The organism is Paenibacillus jiangxiensis (assembly GCF_046098255.1).
GTDB classification, from domain to species: domain Bacteria; phylum Bacillota; class Bacilli; order Paenibacillales; family Paenibacillaceae; genus Paenibacillus; species Paenibacillus jiagnxiensis.
The window spans coordinates 26,101-45,487 of the sequence record NZ_JBJURI010000005.1 but is presented as its reverse complement, the minus strand read 5'-3'; the positions used below and the strand labels follow the sequence as shown (position 1 = coordinate 45,487).

Below are 19,387 nucleotides of genomic sequence, written 5' to 3'. Positions count from 1 at the left end.
TCATAAGCAAAAACGGAGAGCCGTGTAAACTAAAGAAGAAGCACTGCCTTAGAAACGGTCGAAATAGCTGCCTGTGTCATCTTTGTTGTAAATATATCCGTACACATTCGCATCAGGGAAGAATTTGAACGCATCATCACGCAGGTCCGACTTGAACGACGATTGGCGGTAGGAGCTTAGGCTGTCCCAATCTTTCTTGGTTACGTACACTTTTACGGTTATTGAATCATCCGCTTTCCCCTCCAGCTTGAAGCTGAAAGCTGCTCCATAATAACTGCCGAAATCATTGGCCAACTGGCTCGCGATGTCCTCAACATCCACATCGGAGCTCAGATTCACCTCTCCTCTGCTGCTGACGGTGAAGGACGACAGTTTGGAGGAATCGTAGATTTTGCCCGTTATTTTGGCATCTTCGTATTCAGCCCGCAGATCATCAACGATGTCCTGCAGATATCTTCTCTGCGTGCCGGTCGAAAGCTCGCGCCAGCCGTCTTTATTCACATCGATTCTGACGGTAATATCGTCTTCGTCACCGTCCAGCGAGATCCGCGAAGAAGTTTTTTTGTATCTGTCATATTCGTCCTTGAGCTCGTCCTCCATCTCGTCCAGATCCATCGCCGAGCTGCCGCTCAGGCTGACTTTGCCGCTGCTGCTGACAGAGAAGGATTCCAGCTTGCCGGAATCATAAATGCCGCCGGAAATATCCGCGTCTTTATATTCATTCAGCAGGTCGTCCACAATGTCCTGAACGAAGTCCTTTTTCACACTGCTGGTCAAATCTCTCCATTTAGACTTATTGACATCAATTCTGACGGTAATATCGTCCTCATCCCCTTTGAGAGAGAATTCGGCATCCGTTTTTTTGTAGTCGCTGTACCTGTCATTCAGTTTTTCCTCCATATCATCGAGGTCGACGGTCTTGCTCTGCTCCGTTTTCAGTTTCTCAATATCCGCCTTCAGAGACGTAATTTGGGAATCCTTGCTTGAAATAGAGGTTTTGGTGGCCGTCAGTTCCTGGTTCAGACTGTTAATCTGGCTGTTTAAAGCCGTTAATGTGGAATTGTCAGCGGACCCTGCCGCCCCGTTGTCAGTGATAATAACCCGTTTATTGTTTCCGTCCCAGGACACATTTTTGTCCAGGGCCGTTCCTACCAGGCGGAGCGGAAGATAGGTCGTGCCATTAATCATAAAAGGCTCGCTTTCGGCATCATAAGAGACCGCAGTACCCTTATACGTAATGCCGACATTGTTATACACCGCCTTAAGGGTCTTGGTGGCTTGAGCCGCGTATGTAGTCTGGCTGAAAATCACTCCGGAGGCGGTAAGTACGGATACTGCTGTCAGGGCAATGGTTTTTTTCTTGGATTTCATGACTGTCGTCTTCTCCTTTTCTATCAAATTTGCTCTCATCCTACTGCTTGATAGATACAGATGCCCAAAATTCATTATGGGACTTAAAAACGCAGTTTTTCCCTCCAAACAGAGAAAAAATGGATAGGCTTATTCTACTAGGGTAACATTAATAGGATGATTTGATAACCCTTTAGGACATTTTTCCGGTTAAAATCTTCCTGTTTTTTTGATGCTTTCTGCAAAAAAAAGACTCTACCGGCGGGCGGTAAAGTCTCATATTTCCGTTCTGAATTCAAATCGGTCCCTGAAGTAAAATCCTCCGTTAATTTTTACAGCTTCGGGAGTAAACTTCTCGATTGGTCCTCCACTATTTACAACTACATCTGAAATATGATCCATCGGCATGACTACATGAACCTTCACTTGAGCTACGACAGCTGCAAATAATTCCAAATCTGTATGTAATATCTTGTATGTAGAGTTCATTTCTATCACCTCGTTTCCTTAGATGTCTGTATTCGACATCTTTTTCCCAATCCCTCCTTTTGAACCATGAAAAAAGCACTGATATTAAAAAAATTTTAGGCACTATTTCTTTCAACTATGTATCGCTTACAGATCAGACCTGCCCGGCGCCCAGCCGACCGCTTGCGACCAGAGATAGGCCCTGTGTAATATATCCCAAACTATAGGCCCTTTTCCTTCGACATACTTTGGACCTTCATTCTTACTAATGCGAGTTCAAAAAGTCAGGTTTTCAGCACCGAGAAGGTTGAATGAAGATAGGGACTGAGGAGCGGAGCGTACGTGGGGTACGTGAGCACCTGAAATGTTTCCGCAGGAAACATGCTTCGGAAGCACCTGCTTAGGCCCGGCTGAATTCAAGATTCGATGTCGAGTCCGCTTCCTGATTTACTTCGTGATCAAAAGATGACTTTTTGAACAACCTTTTATACAGCTGCATGAGACGGTGCTTTTCCCGGGCATACCTCAAGCCGTCCTCCGGATGTGTCCGCAAATAGTCCCTGAAGACCAGGGTTACTTGTTCCGACAAGCCTCACGCTTGCCGTAGATGGATGTGGGTCCTACGTGTTCCCGGCACCTCGCGAAAATACCTTTTCGTCCTGTCCGGATTTTCTTCCCTTAGCGCGAAGCCCACTCTTTCAATTCTGTGCCTGTAACTGGCAAGTCATTATAATCGAAAACGGAAATCTGAATATCGATGAACACCAAAATTTTAAAATCCGCCTTTTGCATTCGCAAATTTATGGATGCCAAAGTATTTTACAGTAGAGTTCACGAGCTCATTTCTTAATGGAACGAGGCTATCCGTAAATCTGAGCTCAACTGGAAGCTGCATGAGTCTGCCCAACAGATGATCAAGGGGTTCTACCTCCAGTGGGATGATGGTTTGAGGAGAAATGTAATATCCTGCAATGTCATCGAACAACTCGAAGGATTCAAAGGGAAAACGGTACCTGTAGATCCTAGTTTTCCTGATTCGTTCATACCAGTCTTTTTCCACCGTGATGACGACATCTGCTGAAGACAATCCGAAAAATTTAATCCGGTCCGCCTCGCTCATATGTTCCGTCCTTCGATACACGATTCTGGGGCATTCCCTGGGAAAAAAGAACGTGAATTCATGGGCCTCATCGATGGCCCAGACGACGGGCGGCATAGTTCTTCGGTTTTCCTTCACCCTGGGTACAAATACATCAATCGAGCTCTCCTCGCTAAAATGAAACAGCTTCATAATATCCCCCCTCCTCTGACAGTCGGTTGACGGACAAAAGAGACTGCCGTCATTTTGCGGCAGCCTCGTATGGAAAAACGTGTAAGTATATTCTATATGAACAGAAAACGGTATAAAAGTCAAGGGAAAAATTATGGCCTTACGCTTCGGCATCCACAGGCCGGACCAGCCTGGCCGCAAGCCCATGCCGCGGCGAACAAAGAAAGCTCACCAAAAACACAATTCCCGTCGAAAATGCCATCGAGCCGGAAATCGAGGTGTTCAGCCACAACGCTATATAATATCCCATGAAGGCAGACAGCACGCCGAACAGCCCGCTCAGCCCCATCATAACCAGCAGACGGTCCGTCCATAAATAGGCTGCGGCGGCCGGGGTAATCAGCATAGCTACAACCATAATGGCACCGACAGCGTCAAATGCAGCCACCGTTGTGATCGAGACGAGAGACATAAATACATAATGCATCAGCACGACAGGGATACCAAGACTGGCGGCCAGCGCAGGGTCAAACGAGGTGATTTTCCACTCCTTATAGAACGCAAGAATGACTGCCAACACGATCATCAGGACCAATGATAACAGAAAAACGGCCTCAGGCACTTCACCGATCCACGGCAGCTCCATCAGCTCCCAGGGAATAAAGGTGATTTCCCCCATCAGCGTATGCTGGATGTCCAGATGGGCATTGCCCACCCGTGTGGCGATCAGCACCACTCCAACCGCAAATAACCCGGTAAACACCACACCGATGGAGGCCTCCTGCTGCACGCCCCGCGCATGAAGCCATTGAACAAACAGTGATGTAAGCAGCCCTGCTGCCACAGCACCGATGAGCATGTGTACTCCGCTTAACTCACGTGTAACGAGATAAGCAACCACGATACCCAGCAGCACCGTATGGCTGATCGCATCCGCCATCATGGCCATTCTGCGCAAAATAAGCAGCACGCCGATAAAGCCGCAGGATAGTCCCACCAGAGAAGCGGTCATCAATATCCATCCGCTGTAAGACATGTGTCATCCTCCCCTTTCAACAGACTCGCGGGCAGGTGTCTGCTTCGTCACTTCCAGCCTTTGGGCACGCTGCTGCAGGAAGGTGACAAGCAGCCCTTTGCGTGAGCCAAACGCCAATGAAACGACAAACAGGGAAGTGGCCGAAAGAACGATAAAAGGCCCTGTCGGCCACCCGTCGCCCAAGGTGCTGATCAGCGTGCCCGCAATGCCCGAGCCTCCCCCGAACAAAGCGGCCAAACCCAGCATCGCTGTATAGGAATGCGTCCAGTAGCGGGCGCTTACGGCGGGAATAATCAGCAGGGCCGCCATCAAAATAACTCCCGCCGCCTGAATCCCGATGACGATCACGAGCACTAGCAGGACCATATACACCGAGTTCATCAGACGGCCGGACAGCCCGAGCCCGCCAGCAAATTGCGGATCGAACAAAAACAGTTTCCATTCCTTCCACCCTGCAAGCGCGGCAATGAATACGAGCAGCGTAATGCCGATCATCGTATACACATCCTGCCTCACCATGGACGCCGACTGGCCGAAAATAAAGCTGTCCAGCCCGCTTTGCTGCCCGCCCGGCATCCTGTTGACGAGCGTAAGCAGCATGATCCCCAGTCCAAAGAAGACGGACAACACAATGCCCATCGCTGCATCCTCCTTGACCCGGCTTGATGTACGTATCCAGTGGATGAACAGGGCGCCCAGCAGGGCGCTTAAGGCTGCGCCGGCGAGCATGAACGGCAGGCTCTTCGCCCCCAGAACAGCGAATCCGGCGACCACACCCGGAAGAGCGGCATGAGACAGCGCATCGCTCATCAGGCTTTGTCTCTTCCAATAGGCAAAGCAGCCCACAACACCGGCAGCCATGCCTAGCAGCATGGTGCTCAGGAGCACCCACTGTGTGTTAGCGGAAAGTATCATCATCCCAGCTTATCCCCCATCCAGCGTAATGAGCCGCCATAGGTTCTCGCGATATTGGACTGATTGAATATATCCTCTGTCGAGCCATGCGCAATGACGGTGCGGTTCAGCATCAGCACGTGGTCAAAATACTCCTCCACCGTCTGCAAATCATGATGAACGACCAAAACCGTCCGTCCCTTACTTTTGAGTGTATTCAGCGTGTCCATAATGACTTTCTCCGTGGCTGCATCCACCCCGGCGAGCGGCTCATCCAGGAAATACAGATCGGCATCCTGCACAAGCGCCCTTGCAAGAAAGACCCGCTGCTGCTGCCCGCCGGACAGCTGGCTGATCTGTCGCTCCGCATAGCTGCCCAGCCCCATCTCTTCCAGAGCGGACAGGGCCAGCTCCCGGTGCTGGCGCCTCGGCCATTTCAGCCAGCCGATTCTGCCGTACAGCCCCATCATGACAACATCCAGCGCATTTGTGGGAAAGTCCCAGTCTACCGTTCCCCGCTGTGGCACATAACCAATCCTTGATTTGACCTGGGTATAATTTGAGTCAAAACAGGACACCGCTCCTGACAAGCGAGGGTGGAGCTCCAAGATAACCTTCAGCAGAGTGGATTTTCCGGCCCCGTTCGGTCCCACAATCGCCGTCAGCGTTCCCGGCTGCACCTGGAAGCTTACATTGTCCAGCACTTTATTTTTGCGGTATGAAGCGGTCAAGCTCTCTACTTTCAATACACTGTCCATGTTACTCCCCCTTTCCGCTCAAGGATTTATGGATCGTAACCACATTATGACGGTACATGCCGATATACGTGCCTTCTTCCGTCCCTGCCGCTCCCATGGCGTCAGAGAACAGCTCTCCGCCAAGCGAGACTTGAAGTCCCTTCTGCCTTGCGCCTTCGATAACCGCGTTGACCGAGGCCGGGTTAATGCTGCTTTCCACAAAAACCGCAGGCACGTTATGCTCCAGCAGAAGATCGACGGTTCGCTCAATATCCGACAGTCCGACTTCATCCTCCGTGCTGAGCCCCTGCAGTCCCACCACCTTAACATCCAGCATGCGCCCGAAATAACCGAAGGCATCATGCGCGGTGATGAGCACTCTCTTTTCCTCGGGAATGCCCGCCATTTTGTCTGTTGCCTCCTGCTTCAAGCGGTCCAGCTCGGCAAAATAGGCCTTCTTATTCGCTTCAAAGTATTCCGCATCCGCAGGAGAGGCCTTCTTCAGTTCCGCCACCGCCGCTTCAAGCGCCTGCTTCCACAAATCAATATCAAACCAGACATGCGGGTCAATCGCTCCCCCCGCATCCTTCAACAGCTGCTCCTCCGGAATGGTATCCCCAATTCCGACTGCGGGTTTGTTCTTCCCAAGCTGCTCGAACACCTTGATCATATTGGCCTCCAGGTGCAGCCCGCTGTAAAGGATCATTTCGGCACCATCAAGCTTCTCGATATCCCCTGGTGTCGGTTTGTATAAATGCGGGTCCACCCCAGGCCCCATCAAGCTCTCTACCTGAACCCGGTCGCCTCCGATGATGGAGACGGGTTCGGCAATTTGGGCAATGGTTGTCACGACATGCAATGGCTGTCCAGGGTCACGGGTTTCCGGCGGGTTTCCCGCCGTTGAGGAACAGGCCGAGAGTATAAGCGCCAGTCCTAATGCCAAACACAGCCTTATCTTCCTTTTGCTTCTGAACATGCTCTTTTTCATAATTTAACTCCCTTCACCACTTTTTTACGAATGCAAAAATGATTGCTTATGTACAATAAGTTTCCCATGAGAAACATTTATGTTTAAATACAAGTTATTTGAATGAAGTCATTTTGTCAATAGTTTTTTTGATAAAAACAGGCAAACAAAAACCGCCTCCGGACAATACCGGAAACGGTTAATATTTAAAGCTTATTTCATTGCTGTTCCCGCTGGGCTGAAACCATCGTTAAACGCCCGATCTGGTCGCACTCCTCAGCAAACCAGACGGAGCCATCCGGGCCCAGCACGATTCCGTGCGGCTCCGCATTTGCTGTCTTGATCGGATACTCTGTGATAAATCCGTCTGTTGTAATCCGTCCGATCCGGTTGCTGCCCCATTCCGTAAACCATAGCTCTCCCTTAATACCGGCAGCAATGGCATGCGGGCGCGCATTTTTAGTCGGAATCTCATATTCGCTGATCTGGCCGGCCGTTGTGATACGTCCGACTTTATTTCCCTTGATTTCGACAAACCAGAGCGCGCCGTCCGGACCGCTTGTAATCCCCACCGGTCCAGCGTTCGCTGTCGGGATTGTGAATTCCGCAAGCTCCCCTGCTGCTGTCATTCTGCCGATTTTGTTGCCCTGGTTTTCCGTGAACCATACCGCGTTATCTGCCCCAACCGTAATAAAAGAGGGATAGCAACCTTCCACAGGCAGCGAATACTCGGCGATCTTTCCATCTGGTGTGATCCTGCCGATTTTATTTCCCGTCATCTCTGTAAACCAGATGGCTTGATCAGGACCCGCTGTGATCCCGAACGGGGAGCAGCCCTCCGTCGGCAGTTCATATTCGTGAAAAATACCTTCCAACGTCAATCTGCCGATTTTGTTAGCGTGATATTCCGTGAACCATAAGTCGCCTTTCATATCTGAAACGATAGACATGACACCGGCCTCGGCGGTTGGTACGTCAAAGAAGCTGTAATCCCCCTGAGTCGTGATGCGCCCAATCCGGTTGCCCTTTTGCTCCGTAAACCAAATAGCCCCATCCCTGCCTGCCGCAATTCCGTATGGGCCGGAATTTAGACTGGGTATCATATATTCATGGAATTTCACCTGCATCCTCATGACCTCCTTGATTTATGTCAAGTACACTGTCATAACTGCAAAGATTAATAGATCATTGGATTGGGTCACCCTTCCATGAATTAGTTCCCCATAACTATAACATAAGTTGCTTCTCCATTGTTGCTTCACTGCTGCGATCACAATGCTCCAACCTCAAGCCAAGCCAGTAAAAAATGGGAGTCGTTCGACATATGAACGATTCCCATTTTTTAAACTCCAGTTTATCTTGAGTGAATGTATTGATTCGAATCCCCTCTAAAAGAATCCTCCAGGGCACCCGTATCTTCAAAACCCCGGAAGTACTTAATCTTGCCGTCCTCCACTTCGCACACGACCGCCCAATAGCTTTCAAACATTTTATTAGTCGGTCGCACCCGATGCTGAAATCTTCCCCAGGCAAAAGCTGTGATTTCGTCGCCCAGTACTTTATGGATTTCAAATTCCTGGGTATCGAGATCTTTTTGAAACTTGGACAATAGCGTCCTTACGCCTTCTACCCCATAATACGTCCCATAAAAATGATGTCTGTCCGTCTCTTGCTCGAATGCGGCGATAAACTTTGCATCTCTGTGAACATAATTGAGTGCACTGTCCATATCCTGTAAATTTTGAAAATACTGTTGTAACACTTGGGCAGCTTTCATATAACATCAGTCTCCTTTTTCGAGATTGAGTTTACCTTATTGCATTGCTTTAAGCAGGCCGGAAGTGGTACCCAGGTGAATTCCTTCGTGAATCAAAGCAAAGTTGAACAGCTCGCCTGCCGTATCGAATTGGAATGGTCCCATAACAAATGGCGATTTCAATGCTGCGTTCAGCATGGAAGGTGTCAGCTCGGATAAACTGGAAAGCTGCATCGTTAACATTTGAATTAATTCTTCTTTGTCTGGGGGAGCTATGGACCAGGATGATGGTTTGGTTCCGGAATTAAACAATGACTCATAATGATCCGGGATCGCAGATGGTATATCGAAGCAAAGCGTGGAGTAACGATCCATCCAATAGATCATGTGACCGACATTCCAGCGGATTGTGTTGTTAAAGCCCTTGGGCTGCACGTCCAGCTGCTCCTCGGAAATCGCTTGAACCTGACCAATGACAACCTGACGAAGCACTTTACTTGTGTTGATAATTGCCTGACTCATAAGAGACGCCTCCTCTTTGTGGGTGTTGCTGTCTTTAGCTCCAGTGTAGTCGTCCCCTGATCATGCAACAATCACACGATTCCGATCCAATGGATCGGTCTTACTAATGGATCAATGGTCGGCTAGTGAAAATAATCCAAGTCTTCGTTATACTGGAGGCAAGCAAGATCTGCTTCTATACTGAACAAAACAACAGAAAAAGGAGCATCACGGAATGGAACTTAGACAGCTCCAGTATTTCGCCGCCATATGCAAGGAGATGCACTTCTCCAAAGCGGCAGAAAATCTCTGTACGACTCAGTCGAATCTCAGTCAGCAAATCAAATTTCTGGAAAATGAGTTGGGAGTTCCGTTGTTTGACCGCATGGGAAGACGGATTGCTTTAACGGATGCAGGGCAGATCCTTTTGGAGCAGAGCAAGCTAATTTTCGAGCGCATAGACTATATTCAAGCGGCCATATCGGATCTAAAGCAAATCGAGGGGGGAAAGCTGGACATCGGCATCCTGCCCGGAGACGGAGATCTTTTGTTTGACGCTCTGCTGATCGACTTTCATCGGTCGTATCCCAAGCTGTCGATTAAGGTCACGGAGACAACGGATGTATATGAACAGGTTGTTGACGGCATCCGGGATCTCGGCGTTACCACGACACCTGACAAACCGGATGATCGGATATCCGTTATCCCGCTGTTCCATGAAGAGTTTGTGTTGGCTGTGAGGTCGGACCACCCTGCTGCAAAATTGAAAGCCATTCCTTTTGAACAATTGCAGCACATGAAGATGGTCATGTTCGGGCCGGAGCACCAGATTTCGAAGATTATTAATGCTTGCTGTCAGCAAAGGGGAATCACACTCGATAGCCCCATCGTATCTTCCACCCTATCGACTCTGCTTTCCCTGGTCGAGCAGGGTGTCGGAGCATGCATTCTCCCCCGGCTGTTAGTGGACTATCTTAATCGGGATCAGATCACCGCCGTTACACTGCTGAACCCCACACCAAGTCAAGATATTTGCATTATCTACCGTGCAGACAGGTTTATGGGCAAAGCAGCCAAATTGTTCATTGAGGTTTTGCAGTCCTATATCCAAAGCGTCATGGAGCACAGCAGCCGATCCTTAGGCTGAGCGCTTCTACTTTCTCATGATCAATTTGCTGAGCACAAAAAAACACTGTAAGAAATCATGTTACATGTAAGAATCATACAGAAGGAGGTTTTTCCATCATGGATTTTAGAAACCCGCCTGACCAATATGATCCTGAAGCCCATAAGAAAAAGCATGAAGAAATGGAACCTAAGTACCTGTCCGGAAGCTACAGCCTTTGGCGGAATGTAGTCAACCTGCTGATCGTTGTTGGCATTTTTGCGGTTATTTTTGTGCTGTTCCGTTTCCTGTAACCATCAGTACACCGTATGCTGAGGTAGCATTCGGCGATGGGGCGGCATGGAGATTTCAGTAAAACGAAAAAGCACCCCGCAGGATGCTTCGTCAACGCAAAAAACGGACTGCCCAGAAGCCTAAAATCAGCAGCAGGCCGATGCCGCCAATGACGCCGGTGGTTTTGTTATTGCGCTGTTTGTTCAGCTTTCGATTCATAAACACACAGATGATAAGCCATACAACCACCATCCCGATAAGCAACCACACTTTATTTCCTTCCAAACCGTCCAGGTCGTTTGCAGTTGTTAACCTCAATATGTTCACGGGACTCCCCCTGCTCAATTTAAAATTTGACATTAGGGAGGTTTTCCCAATTGGTCTGAAACTATACGATGCCTGCTGCACCTGACCAATCTCACTTAGAACGTTAGATGGACTGCTTAATTATTTCACTGATTTTAATATCATAATTCTATGTTAACAAGTACTTACCTTTGGGTAAGTCCCTTGTCTAATTGCTTAAAAATAATAACCCCAGTTTTTCTTATACAACTCCTCAAATAATTTTTTATAGATCGTTGATGGTTCTGAGGAGTCCTTTTCCTTGTAACGTTCAAATAAACCTACGCATTTCACTAAACAAGATTTAAGGTTCCCTATAGAAGATATTTGCAAGGCCCGAACCAAATAACTAAATCCCCCGGAATATAGGCCGTTGCGTAGATAGTAGTCAGCCAGTTCGCTGGAGAGTCGGGCAGTCTGTTCATTTACAAGTTTTTTTGAGTATATAACGTTTATCGCTTCTTGATGCTGCAAGTGATGCTTGATTTTCGGGTCAAAGCGTTCAAGAATTTCATCAACATTAACATTAAACCTGTTCGCTGCATCAAGGATATTTAGCAGGGAAACAACAATCTCATCTTTTCTAGGTGCGATAAATTCTACATATTCTGAAAGTATACTCATATCCCCGCAAAATAGTTTACTTACATAGGTATTTGCCTGTGCCCAGTCTTTAAATAGATTCATCCAATGAATCGTCTCTTCGTCTGTCTCCTTAACCCAACTTAAGTCGGCATAAGCTTCTGTATATTTCAATGCCTGCTCATAATCCCTGTTTGCCTCATAAGCGCTGGATATTAGTAAATCCGAATAGGCCACGTAAAAAAACGGCGGCCTGCTTAGCCTATTCTGTGCGTATATTTCTTCTTTATCTTTTTGGAATGTAAAATATAGAATTTTTGCTTTCTCCCCCATATTTCGAGCTATTTCTTCAACCTTATTCCACTTGCGCAGTGATCGGTATGTATTCGCTAATTCTTTTAAGGCATCCAACTGATCCACTTCATCCAGTCGTTCAACATATGGCTCAAACTGGATGGCCACCTGATTGTTGAGCTCCTGGTCATCGCCTAACCGGATTGTAAATAACCGAAATTGGCACAGGGCCAGACGCTCGGAATGCTGACTCTTCTCACTCATCGCTATGCTTTCGAACAACACAGCTGCTGCTTCACGTTGGTCACACTTAAAAAAGTCTTCTGCAACTTCAAACAGCAAAGGAGAGTATGTCAGATTATCCAATAACAACCCAACGGTCTGGCGGATGCATTCCAGCTTGTCCAATGCTGCGCAGCGGTACAGGAAAGGCCTGATTCTGCGCCAGTTCGGTTCGGCCTCGTTCAGATACTCCTCAATGTACTGCTCGTAGAAATGACCTTCGGACAAACCCAGCGTCGCCGTAAGCCGATCCAATTGGGTTACAGCCATGACCCTGTGTCCATGGAGGAGAGAGCTCATGGTTCCCGCGTTGATCCCGGCCATTTGGGCCAAACGGGTAGTGTTTAAATCCCCCTGTTTCATGAATCGTTCCAGCTCCATGCGAATCGTGGTTGTATTGTGCAAAATAAACCACCCCTTAATCTGCTGCATTCGTATAATATTTCCTGTTTTTTTCTCCGTATCAGTATACCACTTTCTGGAATGCTTGTGTATCTTTTTTAAGTGTTTTTTTCAAAATCCTTCTTCAAGCCTTCTCCAGACCATTATTACTTTTTGGTAACTATATGACTTTAAAGTGCGTACTTTTAAGTTCCCCTTCTTTGTTTCACAATCAAAGCAGAAAAAACCTGGGAGGGAAACATTGATGAAACAGGAGCACTCAGAAAAAAACAGTAAAACTGCATTGGTAGTCGGGGCCAACGGTGTCATTGGACGGAATCTTATTGATTATCTCTTGACGCTCCCTGACTGGAATATCATCGGGGTATCACGTCGCGGCGGGAAAGATAGCGGGCGGCTGCGGTATGTAGCGGCTGATTTACTGAATGAACAGGAGACAAAGGAGAAACTGGGCATTTTGAACGAAGTAACTCATATTTTCTACGCGGCATATCAGGATCGCCCGACGTGGGCAGAACTGGTTGAGCCAAACCTGTCCATGCTTGTGAACGTGGTGAACGCGGTCGAACCGATTGCCCCAAATCTACAACATATCAGCCTCATGCAGGGCTACAAGGTGTACGGAGCCCATCTCGGGCCATTCAAAACACCGGCGCGGGAAACGGATGCCTATCATATGCCGCCTGAGTTCAATGTGGACCAGCAGCAATTCCTCGAACAACGACAGCCTGGAAGCAGCTGGACCTGGTCGGCACTGCGTCCGTCGGTCGTTTGCGGATTTGCTTTGGGCAATCCGATGAATCTTGCTATGGTTATTGCGGTCTACGCCTCCATATCCAAAGAGCTGGGCTTGCCGCTCCGTTTTCCCGGAAAGCCAGGGGCTTATCACAGCCTGCTGGAAATGACGGATGCCGGACTGCTGGCACGTGCAACGGTCTGGGCGGCAACCGAGCCGCGCTGCGCGAATCAGGCCTTTAACATCACGAACGGGGACCTTTTCCGCTGGAACGAGCTTTGGCCGAAGATTGCCGCCTTTTTCGAGCTTGAGACTGCCCCGCCGCTGCCAATGAAGCTGGAGACGGTTATGGCTGATAAGGAAATGCTGTGGGATTCTATGGTTGAAAAGTATGGCTTGGAGAAAAACAGCTATCAGGACGTTTCTTCCTGGGGCTTCGGTGATTTTGTATTTTCATGGGATTACGACTTTTTTGCCGACGGGTCCAAAGCACGCCGCTTCGGTTTCCATGAATTCGTCGATACAGAAAGGATGTTTATGGACATCTTTGCGGATTTCCGCCGCCGCAAAATCATACCTTAATAAAAATACCGGTCCTCTATCATTAGGGGCCGGTATTTTCCTCATCCTCTACTTGCGGTGGTGTGAAAAGTATACTTACTTTATCGCCGTACACCCTTTCAGCATGCATATCTCCCCATCTGCACATGAGATGAAGAAGCTCTTTCAAGCTCCACCCATATTCCGTCAATTCGTATTCGACCTTGGGCGGGACCTGGTTGTACGAAATACGTGCTACAATGCCAGCCTCTACCAGCTCGCCGAGCTGTTGAGTCAGCATTTTTTGTGTGACGCCAGGCATCAGCCGCATGAGTTCGCCGTTACGCTTTTTGCCGAAGGTCAGGTGAAAAAGAATTACCGGCTTCCATTTGCCGCCGATCACCTCAAGAAATGCTTCGACCGCTGTGTTATAAATTTTAATCGGCTCCTGCATCACCTTAACTCAGCCCCCTTTGACTTCACTTTACCGACTGGAGCACCGGTTTGCAAGCCAACCGTTCGATAAAACATACCTTGGCTAAAGATATTGAAGCGAATGAATCGGATTACTTTTCCAAAAAAGTATATTGCATTATTAAGTAATATAGCTTATGATTTTTATGTACTCAATAATGTTGAGTAATTAGTTTGGAGGTAATGTCAATGAATGCGGAAATGCTGAAAGGAACAATCGATCTCCTCATTCTGTCTGTATTGGTCAGACAAGATAACTACGGTTACGAAATCTCCAAAGCCATTAAAGAACAGACGGAAGGAGCCTTCGAAATTCAGGAGGCTACGCTGTATCTTTCTCTGAAGCGTCTGGAGAAGCAAGGGGCAATTTCTGCATATTGGGGGGATCAAAGCCAAGGCGGGCGGCGTAAATACTATACCGTAACTGAAGATGGCCGAGGATTGCTTGCAAAATTCATTTCGGACTGGAAGAAGACAACCGAGATTGTAAATCGGTTCATTTGAACTCGGGAGGTGAGAAAAATGGCGAATTTTTCACGGAAAGTTTTTAGTCTGGGAGAAATCAGATACACCTGGGTATTGCTGCTTTCTATTATCATTTGTATCGTTACATTCTTTTGCGATGAGCATTTGAGTCCCGACGACCAAATTTGGCTGGCCGTTTCGTATTATGCTTCCTTCATCTTGGCGACCATTTGGAGTGTGGCAAACTATGCAGGACATATTCAAATGAACAGCATATACCGTAAGCAAAACAACATCGATGCTTACGTGTCCCAGCTCGCTCTCAACAAAGAAGATAAATTGGAGCTTCAAAATTATTTGGAGGATTTTGCAGCAGATCTCGAACAGCAAGGAAGGTCAAAAGAAGACGCGGCCAAAGAAGCAATTAATCAGTTCAAAGTCAAAGAGTTTCTCTCAATGTCCAAGCATACCCAACCTTTCGAATTGCATGGCCATCATTATTTGATAGGGTACGCTTTGCTTATGCTGGTCTCGGCACTTCTGCTGTTCATTCTTGACCAAGCCATTGCCCCGGGCACATTGCTTCTGTTCATTATGCAGGTCGTGTTGGCGGTTTATGGAGTTTGCTTCATAGCGTTATTTATGCTGTACAGAATTGCGGACAAACTCATTCACCGTAAACTGAAACAGTATTTTTCTTAAGAAACTAAGGAGTGTGCTGAAATGGAACATTGGATTACCGAAATTATGGATTCTTATGGCTACTTGGGCATTTTTCTGCTTATTGCTTTGGAAAACCTATTTCCTCCCATTCCTTCGGAGGTGATCCTTACCTTTGGCGGGTTTATGACCACTACGTCGGGGCTGAGTATAATCGGAGTGATCGCTGCCGCTACCGCCGGATCGGTAGCCGGAGCTATCTGTCTTTACGGTGCTGGAAAAATACTATCTGTTAACAGGCTGGAAACCCTTATCATGCGTTATGGAAAAGTTTTTCGCTTAAAACCGGAAGATATCAGGAAAGCATATGCGTGGTTCGACAAATATGGGGCTTGGGCTGTATTCCTGGGCCGGTTAGTGCCACTAATCCGCAGTCTGATCTCTATTCCTGCCGGGAGTGCAGGAATGAGCTTTCCCCCGTTCCTGGTCCTCACCACGATCGGATCTCTGATCTGGAATACTGCTCTTGTGTATATAGGCTCGGCAGTTGGCGCTTCCTGGGAAACAATCGTAGGATACATGGACCTTTACTCAAATTCCGTGTATGCCCTTCTGGCACTGGGGATGCTTGTGATATGTTTTCTGTTTGTGCGCAAGCGAATTATTAAAAGCTGAGGATTGCCGATAATCCGGACAAAAGATAGCGGATGTTTGCCTTAACGTCAAACGTGCCGCTATCTCACCTTTTAAAGATAAACTTCTTTCGTATCGTCAGATATTTCTTCTATAGTCAGAAAATCAAAGTAAACAACCTGCCCTTTCCCCTGAGGACTGCACGCGTACAATCCAGCCAAAACGGGCTCGTTGTCCGGTATATCCATATGAGCTATGCGAATCGGGTTCCAATCTTGCCCGTTCCACGAGAAATCCACATAACAGTTCTGGGCAATCCTCGATATTCTGAAATACAGATTAACATCTGTGCGATCTACATATTGTGTTGACCAGTCTGAGTATCCGTGATTTGTAACTACAGCCCCCAATTTGCTAGGGCCATCAGGTATGTATTCTAAAGAAGTTTTAACCCACACATCCTCCGAATAGCGAATCATCAAACCCGCCTGATCATATTTTGACTTGGGAGAAGCTTGGACCTTTGTGGTCATCCGAAAATTTCGGTTTGTTTGGATAGATAGAAAATGTCCATTATCTGCCCGAAAACCGTAATGGGTCCGCTGCCAGAAATCCGTTTCTGCTTCTGTTTCTACAACAAGCTTTGAATGAGCTTTATCTACGAACCACTTGTTTGGCTCACACCGCCACTCAAGCTGGCTATTCCATTGTTCGGTGTCAAACTTCTCGTTCAGAATCCATTTTTCCATGTTCATAAACCTCCTGTGCACTCAATAGTCCCTATGGAACTCATTCCCAATCCATTGCGTAGTTATTACCAAAGGAGGGGATCCAAAATGTCTATTTCTAGCGGAATCTTTTTGATCCTGTTCGGTCTGATCAGTATTGCATTAGGTTTACTGTCCTTCCTGAAACCCTCAATCGGATGGTATATCAATGAAGGCTGGAAAGTAAAGGGAGACTCCGAACCCAGCGAAACTTATTTAAGTGTAACAAGGTTTGGAGGAATCGTTTCTATGATGCTTGGGGGAATTTTACTTTCTGCGGGTATTATGCATATTGTAGCATCTGTTTTATGATTAGAGTTACTTTACTTTTAAAAAAACGGAGGGTTTACGATGGAAAAATCCATGAGATCAAAAATCACTTCAAGGGAGTTTTTGCAAAAGCCATTATGGAGTGCCCTGGATTGGTTTATTGCCATGCCGGGAACCATTGTCCGCATAATCGCCAACTTGTTTTAATCACTTCCGGTTCCTATGGACAAGGCTGGTCATGATGCCGGCCTCTCGGCTGTCACGGATTTTGCTCTTCAGCGGGATGCTTGCCTGCTCACCGATAGACCGATGCTCGTTTCCTCCCTTCTTGAGCACTCATACTTTATAGCAAAATGAAGGGAGATGATCATGTTGAAGATTTCCAAGTCGCTTTGCGACCGGTTAGCTGCCATTCTGGGTGGTACAGGCATGTCTGACGGCAAAAGCTGCTCGATTATGGTTGAGAGAAAGCTGGGTGCCAAAATCCTTGGCAGAAACTACGAAACCGAACATGAAATCGTCATTCAATCTCTTAAAAACGGAAAGACTCTGAATACAGGTGAAATCACCCTCCTGCAATCAGAAGTACAGCGCTTTGTCAATGCCGCCCGCAGACGCAAACTGAAAATTACCGCCATACACAACCATTGGTTATTCGAAAAGCCAAGACTGATCTACCTCCATCTTGAAACCGTTGAAAATCCAATTGTATTTGCTAGAAAATTAAGATCTGCTCTAGATGTTCTGAAGAAGCAACTTTCAGTAATCGCATTGCCTGAATAATTTCAATGTGGTAACATGAGAATAGAAACAAGGGAGGCGCAACCCTCCCCCAGGATAACGAGGTGTGCCTCACGGCGCGCATCTGTTACGATGAACAGAAAACCCACCGAGGCGATCAACCTTTAGCGGTGGGTTTTGCTTTGCGCTTGTTGCGTCTTTTCCTGATCCATCGGTAAAGCTTACGAGAGCTAAACCATAGGCTTAGCAATGTCGCAATTACTTTCAAGATCCAGTAAAACGCACCCAGAGCAGTCATGGCGTCAATCACCTCCTTTGCAGAAGGCTGCGCCGTGACTCCCACCCGTTATCCAATCCAGATTATAGCATAAGTTTTCCTCGAATGCGAACATTTGTTCTCTTTTAGATAAAATAGCCTGTTCATATTCCAAACCAAAATGCCCTGCCAGCTAGATCTGACAGGGCTGTTTTATATACAAATCAACGTTATATCCCCAGCTTTAAAAATCCTCCGTCAAAACACCTTCTTCGCGTCCCGCTCCGACTTCAGAATTTCAACCGCTTCGCGGAAGCGGAGGGAGTGAATGATCTCCCGTTCACGGAGGAACTTCAGTCCATCCTGCAGATCCACATCATCCGTCATGTCGATCAGCCACTGGTATGTAGCCCGTGCCTTCTCTTCGGCCGCAATGTCCTCATACAGATCCGCAATCGGATCACCCTTGGCCTGAATGTATGCCGCCGTCCAGGGAACACCGCCTGCATTTTCGTAAAACAGAGCACGGTCATGCGCCACATAGTGAGCGTCCAGACCTGCCTCCTGCAGCTGCTCCACCGTGGCATCCTTGGTTAGCTTGTAGACCATTGTGGCAATCATTTCCAAATGGGCGAACTCTTCAGTTCCTATATCATTCAGCAACCCAATCACTTTGTCCGGGATTGTGTAGCGCTGATTCAGATAACGAAGCGCTGCCGCCAGCTCACCATCGGCTCCTCCATACTGCTCCAGCAGCAGTTTGGCCATACGTGGATCACACTTGCTGACACGGACGGGATACTGCAGCTTTTTCTCATAAATCCACACGGAACCATCTCCTCACTTTGGATTCCCGCTCTATACCTGCCATGGCCAAGGCGCTTTGCTCCATTCCCAGGGATACTTGGAATAGGCATGGCCGAAATTTTGCAGCGGCCCGTACAACAGCTGAAAATGATGAGCCACCTGCATGCGGTCGCGTGTCAGCTGGTTGTACTGTTCAATCGCCTGCAAATCATTGGGATGGGTGTTCAGGTACAGATTGAGCTCCACCAGGACAAAATCAAGCTCCTGCAGCCGCTCAAGCAGCTCATAATATTGCTCGTCACAGGGTATCGGCTGCTGGGTCCGCTCTTCATCGCTCATCCTCAGTCAGCCTCCTTTGTATTCATTTTCGACACATACCGGCTATACAAATCAGGCCACAGGGTTCCCCGCCTCAACGCCTCCCTGGGACTGAACTGAGGCAGACCCGGGGGCTGGAAATGGATGAACAGGTTCGGGGGAAGACTGTATGTTTTTAGCTTGATGGGCGGGCAGGGGTCAAATGGACCGATAAATGGGGCATACACTCCCTCTTGCGGAAACTGCATGGTGTTCTTGGTATGCATAACATTCGTATCCATAACATTCTCATCCTTCACAACATATGCCTCCTTCCTTCTCTAGAAGCTGAAACCGTGTGCGCTGAACGGCTTGCCGCTTAGTAAACCTCTATTTTCAAACGTATGCGGACAGCAGGCAAAGCTGAACTGGAATCTTTTGAGGGAAAAACAAAAAAA

The 19,387-nt window shown here is 47.7% G+C and carries 27 protein-coding genes; 9 read left to right on the top strand and 18 right to left on the bottom strand.

Translation table 11 applies throughout. From position 1 onward, the window contains the following. Positions 1–48 precede the first annotated feature (48 nt). The 10 genes from ACI1P2_RS06725 to ACI1P2_RS06680 form a co-directional block, all read right to left on the bottom strand. Positions 49–1,371 (bottom strand): stalk domain-containing protein, encoded by a 1,323-nt coding sequence (locus ACI1P2_RS06725; RefSeq protein WP_355318073.1) that lies wholly within the window; start codon positions 1,369–1,371, stop codon positions 49–51. Positions 1,372–1,626: 255 nt separating this feature from the next. Then, entirely contained in the window at positions 1,627–1,839 is a 213-nt protein-coding gene (locus ACI1P2_RS06720; protein ID WP_355318071.1) for a hypothetical protein, read from the bottom strand. Positions 1,840–2,590: 751 nt separating this feature from the next. After that, positions 2,591–3,109 (bottom strand): DUF6886 family protein, encoded by a 519-nt coding sequence (locus ACI1P2_RS06715; RefSeq protein ID WP_355318067.1) that lies wholly within the window; start codon positions 3,107–3,109, stop codon positions 2,591–2,593. Between the two features lie 139 nt (positions 3,110–3,248). Continuing rightward, the gene (locus tag ACI1P2_RS06710; RefSeq protein WP_355318065.1) at positions 3,249–4,124 is read right to left on the bottom strand and encodes a metal ABC transporter permease; all 876 of its coding nucleotides are present in this window, start codon (positions 4,122–4,124) and stop codon (positions 3,249–3,251) included. Between the two features lie 3 nt (positions 4,125–4,127). Further along, a complete protein-coding gene (locus tag ACI1P2_RS06705) occupies positions 4,128–5,042 on the bottom strand; it encodes a metal ABC transporter permease (protein ID WP_355318063.1) in 915 nt (304 codons plus the stop codon). Beyond that, a complete protein-coding gene (locus ACI1P2_RS06700; protein ID WP_355318061.1) occupies positions 5,039–5,776 on the bottom strand; it encodes a metal ABC transporter ATP-binding protein in 738 nt (245 codons plus the stop codon). Before ACI1P2_RS06700 ends, ACI1P2_RS06705 begins: the two co-directional genes overlap by 4 nt. A gap of 1 nt (position 5,777) precedes the next feature. Next, complete coding sequence (locus ACI1P2_RS06695; RefSeq protein WP_355318059.1) at positions 5,778–6,743, bottom strand: metal ABC transporter solute-binding protein, Zn/Mn family; 966 nt, start codon at positions 6,741–6,743, stop codon at positions 5,778–5,780. A gap of 197 nt (positions 6,744–6,940) precedes the next feature. Then, entirely contained in the window at positions 6,941–7,849 is a 909-nt protein-coding gene (locus ACI1P2_RS06690; protein ID WP_355318058.1) for a Vgb family protein, read from the bottom strand. 227 nt (positions 7,850–8,076) lie between these two features. Then, positions 8,077–8,499: a nuclear transport factor 2 family protein gene (locus tag ACI1P2_RS06685; protein ID WP_355318056.1), complete on the bottom strand. Its 423-nt coding sequence runs from the start codon at positions 8,497–8,499 to the stop codon at positions 8,077–8,079. Positions 8,500–8,535: 36 nt separating this feature from the next. Continuing rightward, positions 8,536–9,000, bottom strand: coding sequence for a DinB family protein (locus ACI1P2_RS06680; RefSeq protein ID WP_355318054.1), 465 nt, complete (start codon positions 8,998–9,000; stop codon positions 8,536–8,538). A 214-nt stretch (positions 9,001–9,214) separates the two neighbouring features. Between ACI1P2_RS06680 and ACI1P2_RS06675 the strand changes: the two genes are divergently transcribed. Together ACI1P2_RS06675 and ACI1P2_RS06670 are read left to right on the top strand one after the other, a co-directional pair. Beyond that, positions 9,215–10,126 carry a LysR family transcriptional regulator gene (locus tag ACI1P2_RS06675; RefSeq protein WP_355318052.1) on the top strand — a complete coding sequence of 304 codons (912 nt, stop codon included), beginning with the start codon at positions 9,215–9,217 and terminating at the stop codon, positions 10,124–10,126. Between the two features lie 98 nt (positions 10,127–10,224). After that, complete coding sequence (locus ACI1P2_RS06670; RefSeq protein ID WP_355318050.1) at positions 10,225–10,398, top strand: hypothetical protein; 174 nt, start codon at positions 10,225–10,227, stop codon at positions 10,396–10,398. A 91-nt stretch (positions 10,399–10,489) separates the two neighbouring features. On the opposite strand, the gene ACI1P2_RS06665 is transcribed toward ACI1P2_RS06670, so the two are convergent. Both ACI1P2_RS06665 and ACI1P2_RS06660 read right to left on the bottom strand, forming a co-directional pair. Beyond that, the gene (locus tag ACI1P2_RS06665) at positions 10,490–10,705 is read right to left on the bottom strand and encodes a hypothetical protein (protein ID WP_355318048.1); all 216 of its coding nucleotides are present in this window, start codon (positions 10,703–10,705) and stop codon (positions 10,490–10,492) included. Positions 10,706–10,900: 195 nt separating this feature from the next. After that, positions 10,901–12,313, bottom strand: a complete 1,413-nt coding sequence (locus ACI1P2_RS06660) for a helix-turn-helix domain-containing protein (RefSeq protein WP_355318046.1) — start codon at positions 12,311–12,313, stop codon at positions 10,901–10,903. 214 nt (positions 12,314–12,527) lie between these two features. Between ACI1P2_RS06660 and ACI1P2_RS06655 the strand changes: the two genes are divergently transcribed. Next, positions 12,528–13,601, top strand: a complete 1,074-nt coding sequence (locus ACI1P2_RS06655; protein WP_355318044.1) for an SDR family oxidoreductase — start codon at positions 12,528–12,530, stop codon at positions 13,599–13,601. A gap of 22 nt (positions 13,602–13,623) precedes the next feature. Here ACI1P2_RS06655 and ACI1P2_RS06650 read toward each other — a convergent pair whose 3' ends face one another. Beyond that, on the bottom strand, positions 13,624–14,013 hold the full coding sequence (locus tag ACI1P2_RS06650) for a winged helix-turn-helix transcriptional regulator (RefSeq protein ID WP_355318460.1): 390 nt from the start codon (positions 14,011–14,013) through the stop codon (positions 13,624–13,626). A 209-nt stretch (positions 14,014–14,222) separates the two neighbouring features. On the opposite strand from ACI1P2_RS06650, the gene ACI1P2_RS06645 reads away from it, so the two are divergent. From ACI1P2_RS06645 to ACI1P2_RS06635, 3 genes are read left to right on the top strand one after another with little or no spacing between them, the layout of a single operon-like run. Further along, a complete protein-coding gene (locus ACI1P2_RS06645; protein ID WP_355318042.1) occupies positions 14,223–14,537 on the top strand; it encodes a PadR family transcriptional regulator in 315 nt (104 codons plus the stop codon). 18 nt (positions 14,538–14,555) lie between these two features. After that, on the top strand, positions 14,556–15,200 hold the full coding sequence (locus tag ACI1P2_RS06640) for a hypothetical protein (RefSeq protein WP_355318040.1): 645 nt from the start codon (positions 14,556–14,558) through the stop codon (positions 15,198–15,200). A 21-nt stretch (positions 15,201–15,221) separates the two neighbouring features. Then, positions 15,222–15,833, top strand: a complete 612-nt coding sequence (locus ACI1P2_RS06635) for a DedA family protein (protein ID WP_355318038.1) — start codon at positions 15,222–15,224, stop codon at positions 15,831–15,833. 71 nt (positions 15,834–15,904) lie between these two features. Here ACI1P2_RS06635 and ACI1P2_RS06630 read toward each other — a convergent pair whose 3' ends face one another. Then, positions 15,905–16,540 carry a DUF1349 domain-containing protein gene (locus ACI1P2_RS06630; RefSeq protein WP_355318036.1) on the bottom strand — a complete coding sequence of 212 codons (636 nt, stop codon included), beginning with the start codon at positions 16,538–16,540 and terminating at the stop codon, positions 15,905–15,907. Positions 16,541–16,627: 87 nt separating this feature from the next. Here ACI1P2_RS06630 and ACI1P2_RS06625 point away from each other — a divergent pair, with 87 nt between their 5' ends. Further along, a complete protein-coding gene (locus tag ACI1P2_RS06625; RefSeq protein ID WP_355318034.1) occupies positions 16,628–16,870 on the top strand; it encodes a DUF6199 family natural product biosynthesis protein in 243 nt (80 codons plus the stop codon). A 39-nt stretch (positions 16,871–16,909) separates the two neighbouring features. Next, the gene (locus ACI1P2_RS06620) at positions 16,910–17,035 is read left to right on the top strand and encodes a hypothetical protein (RefSeq protein WP_355318032.1); all 126 of its coding nucleotides are present in this window, start codon (positions 16,910–16,912) and stop codon (positions 17,033–17,035) included. Here the strand turns inward: ACI1P2_RS06620 and ACI1P2_RS06615 are convergent, their stop codons facing one another. Further along, complete coding sequence (locus ACI1P2_RS06615; protein ID WP_355318030.1) at positions 17,036–17,164, bottom strand: hypothetical protein; 129 nt, start codon at positions 17,162–17,164, stop codon at positions 17,036–17,038. It abuts the gene before it with no gap. 27 nt (positions 17,165–17,191) lie between these two features. Here ACI1P2_RS06615 and ACI1P2_RS06610 point away from each other — a divergent pair, with 27 nt between their 5' ends. Continuing rightward, positions 17,192–17,611, top strand: a complete 420-nt coding sequence (locus ACI1P2_RS06610) for a DUF1259 domain-containing protein (RefSeq protein ID WP_408976155.1) — start codon at positions 17,192–17,194, stop codon at positions 17,609–17,611. Between the two features lie 472 nt (positions 17,612–18,083). On the opposite strand, the gene ACI1P2_RS06605 is transcribed toward ACI1P2_RS06610, so the two are convergent. From ACI1P2_RS06605 to ACI1P2_RS06595, 3 genes are read right to left on the bottom strand one after another with little or no spacing between them, the layout of a single operon-like run. After that, positions 18,084–18,653, bottom strand: a complete 570-nt coding sequence (locus tag ACI1P2_RS06605) for a manganese catalase family protein (protein ID WP_355318026.1) — start codon at positions 18,651–18,653, stop codon at positions 18,084–18,086. 30 nt (positions 18,654–18,683) lie between these two features. Further along, on the bottom strand, positions 18,684–18,971 hold the full coding sequence (locus tag ACI1P2_RS06600; RefSeq protein ID WP_355318024.1) for a spore coat protein CotJB: 288 nt from the start codon (positions 18,969–18,971) through the stop codon (positions 18,684–18,686). Positions 18,972–18,973: 2 nt separating this feature from the next. Beyond that, entirely contained in the window at positions 18,974–19,198 is a 225-nt protein-coding gene (locus tag ACI1P2_RS06595; protein ID WP_355318458.1) for a spore coat associated protein CotJA, read from the bottom strand. Between the last annotated feature and the right edge of the window lie 189 nt (positions 19,199–19,387).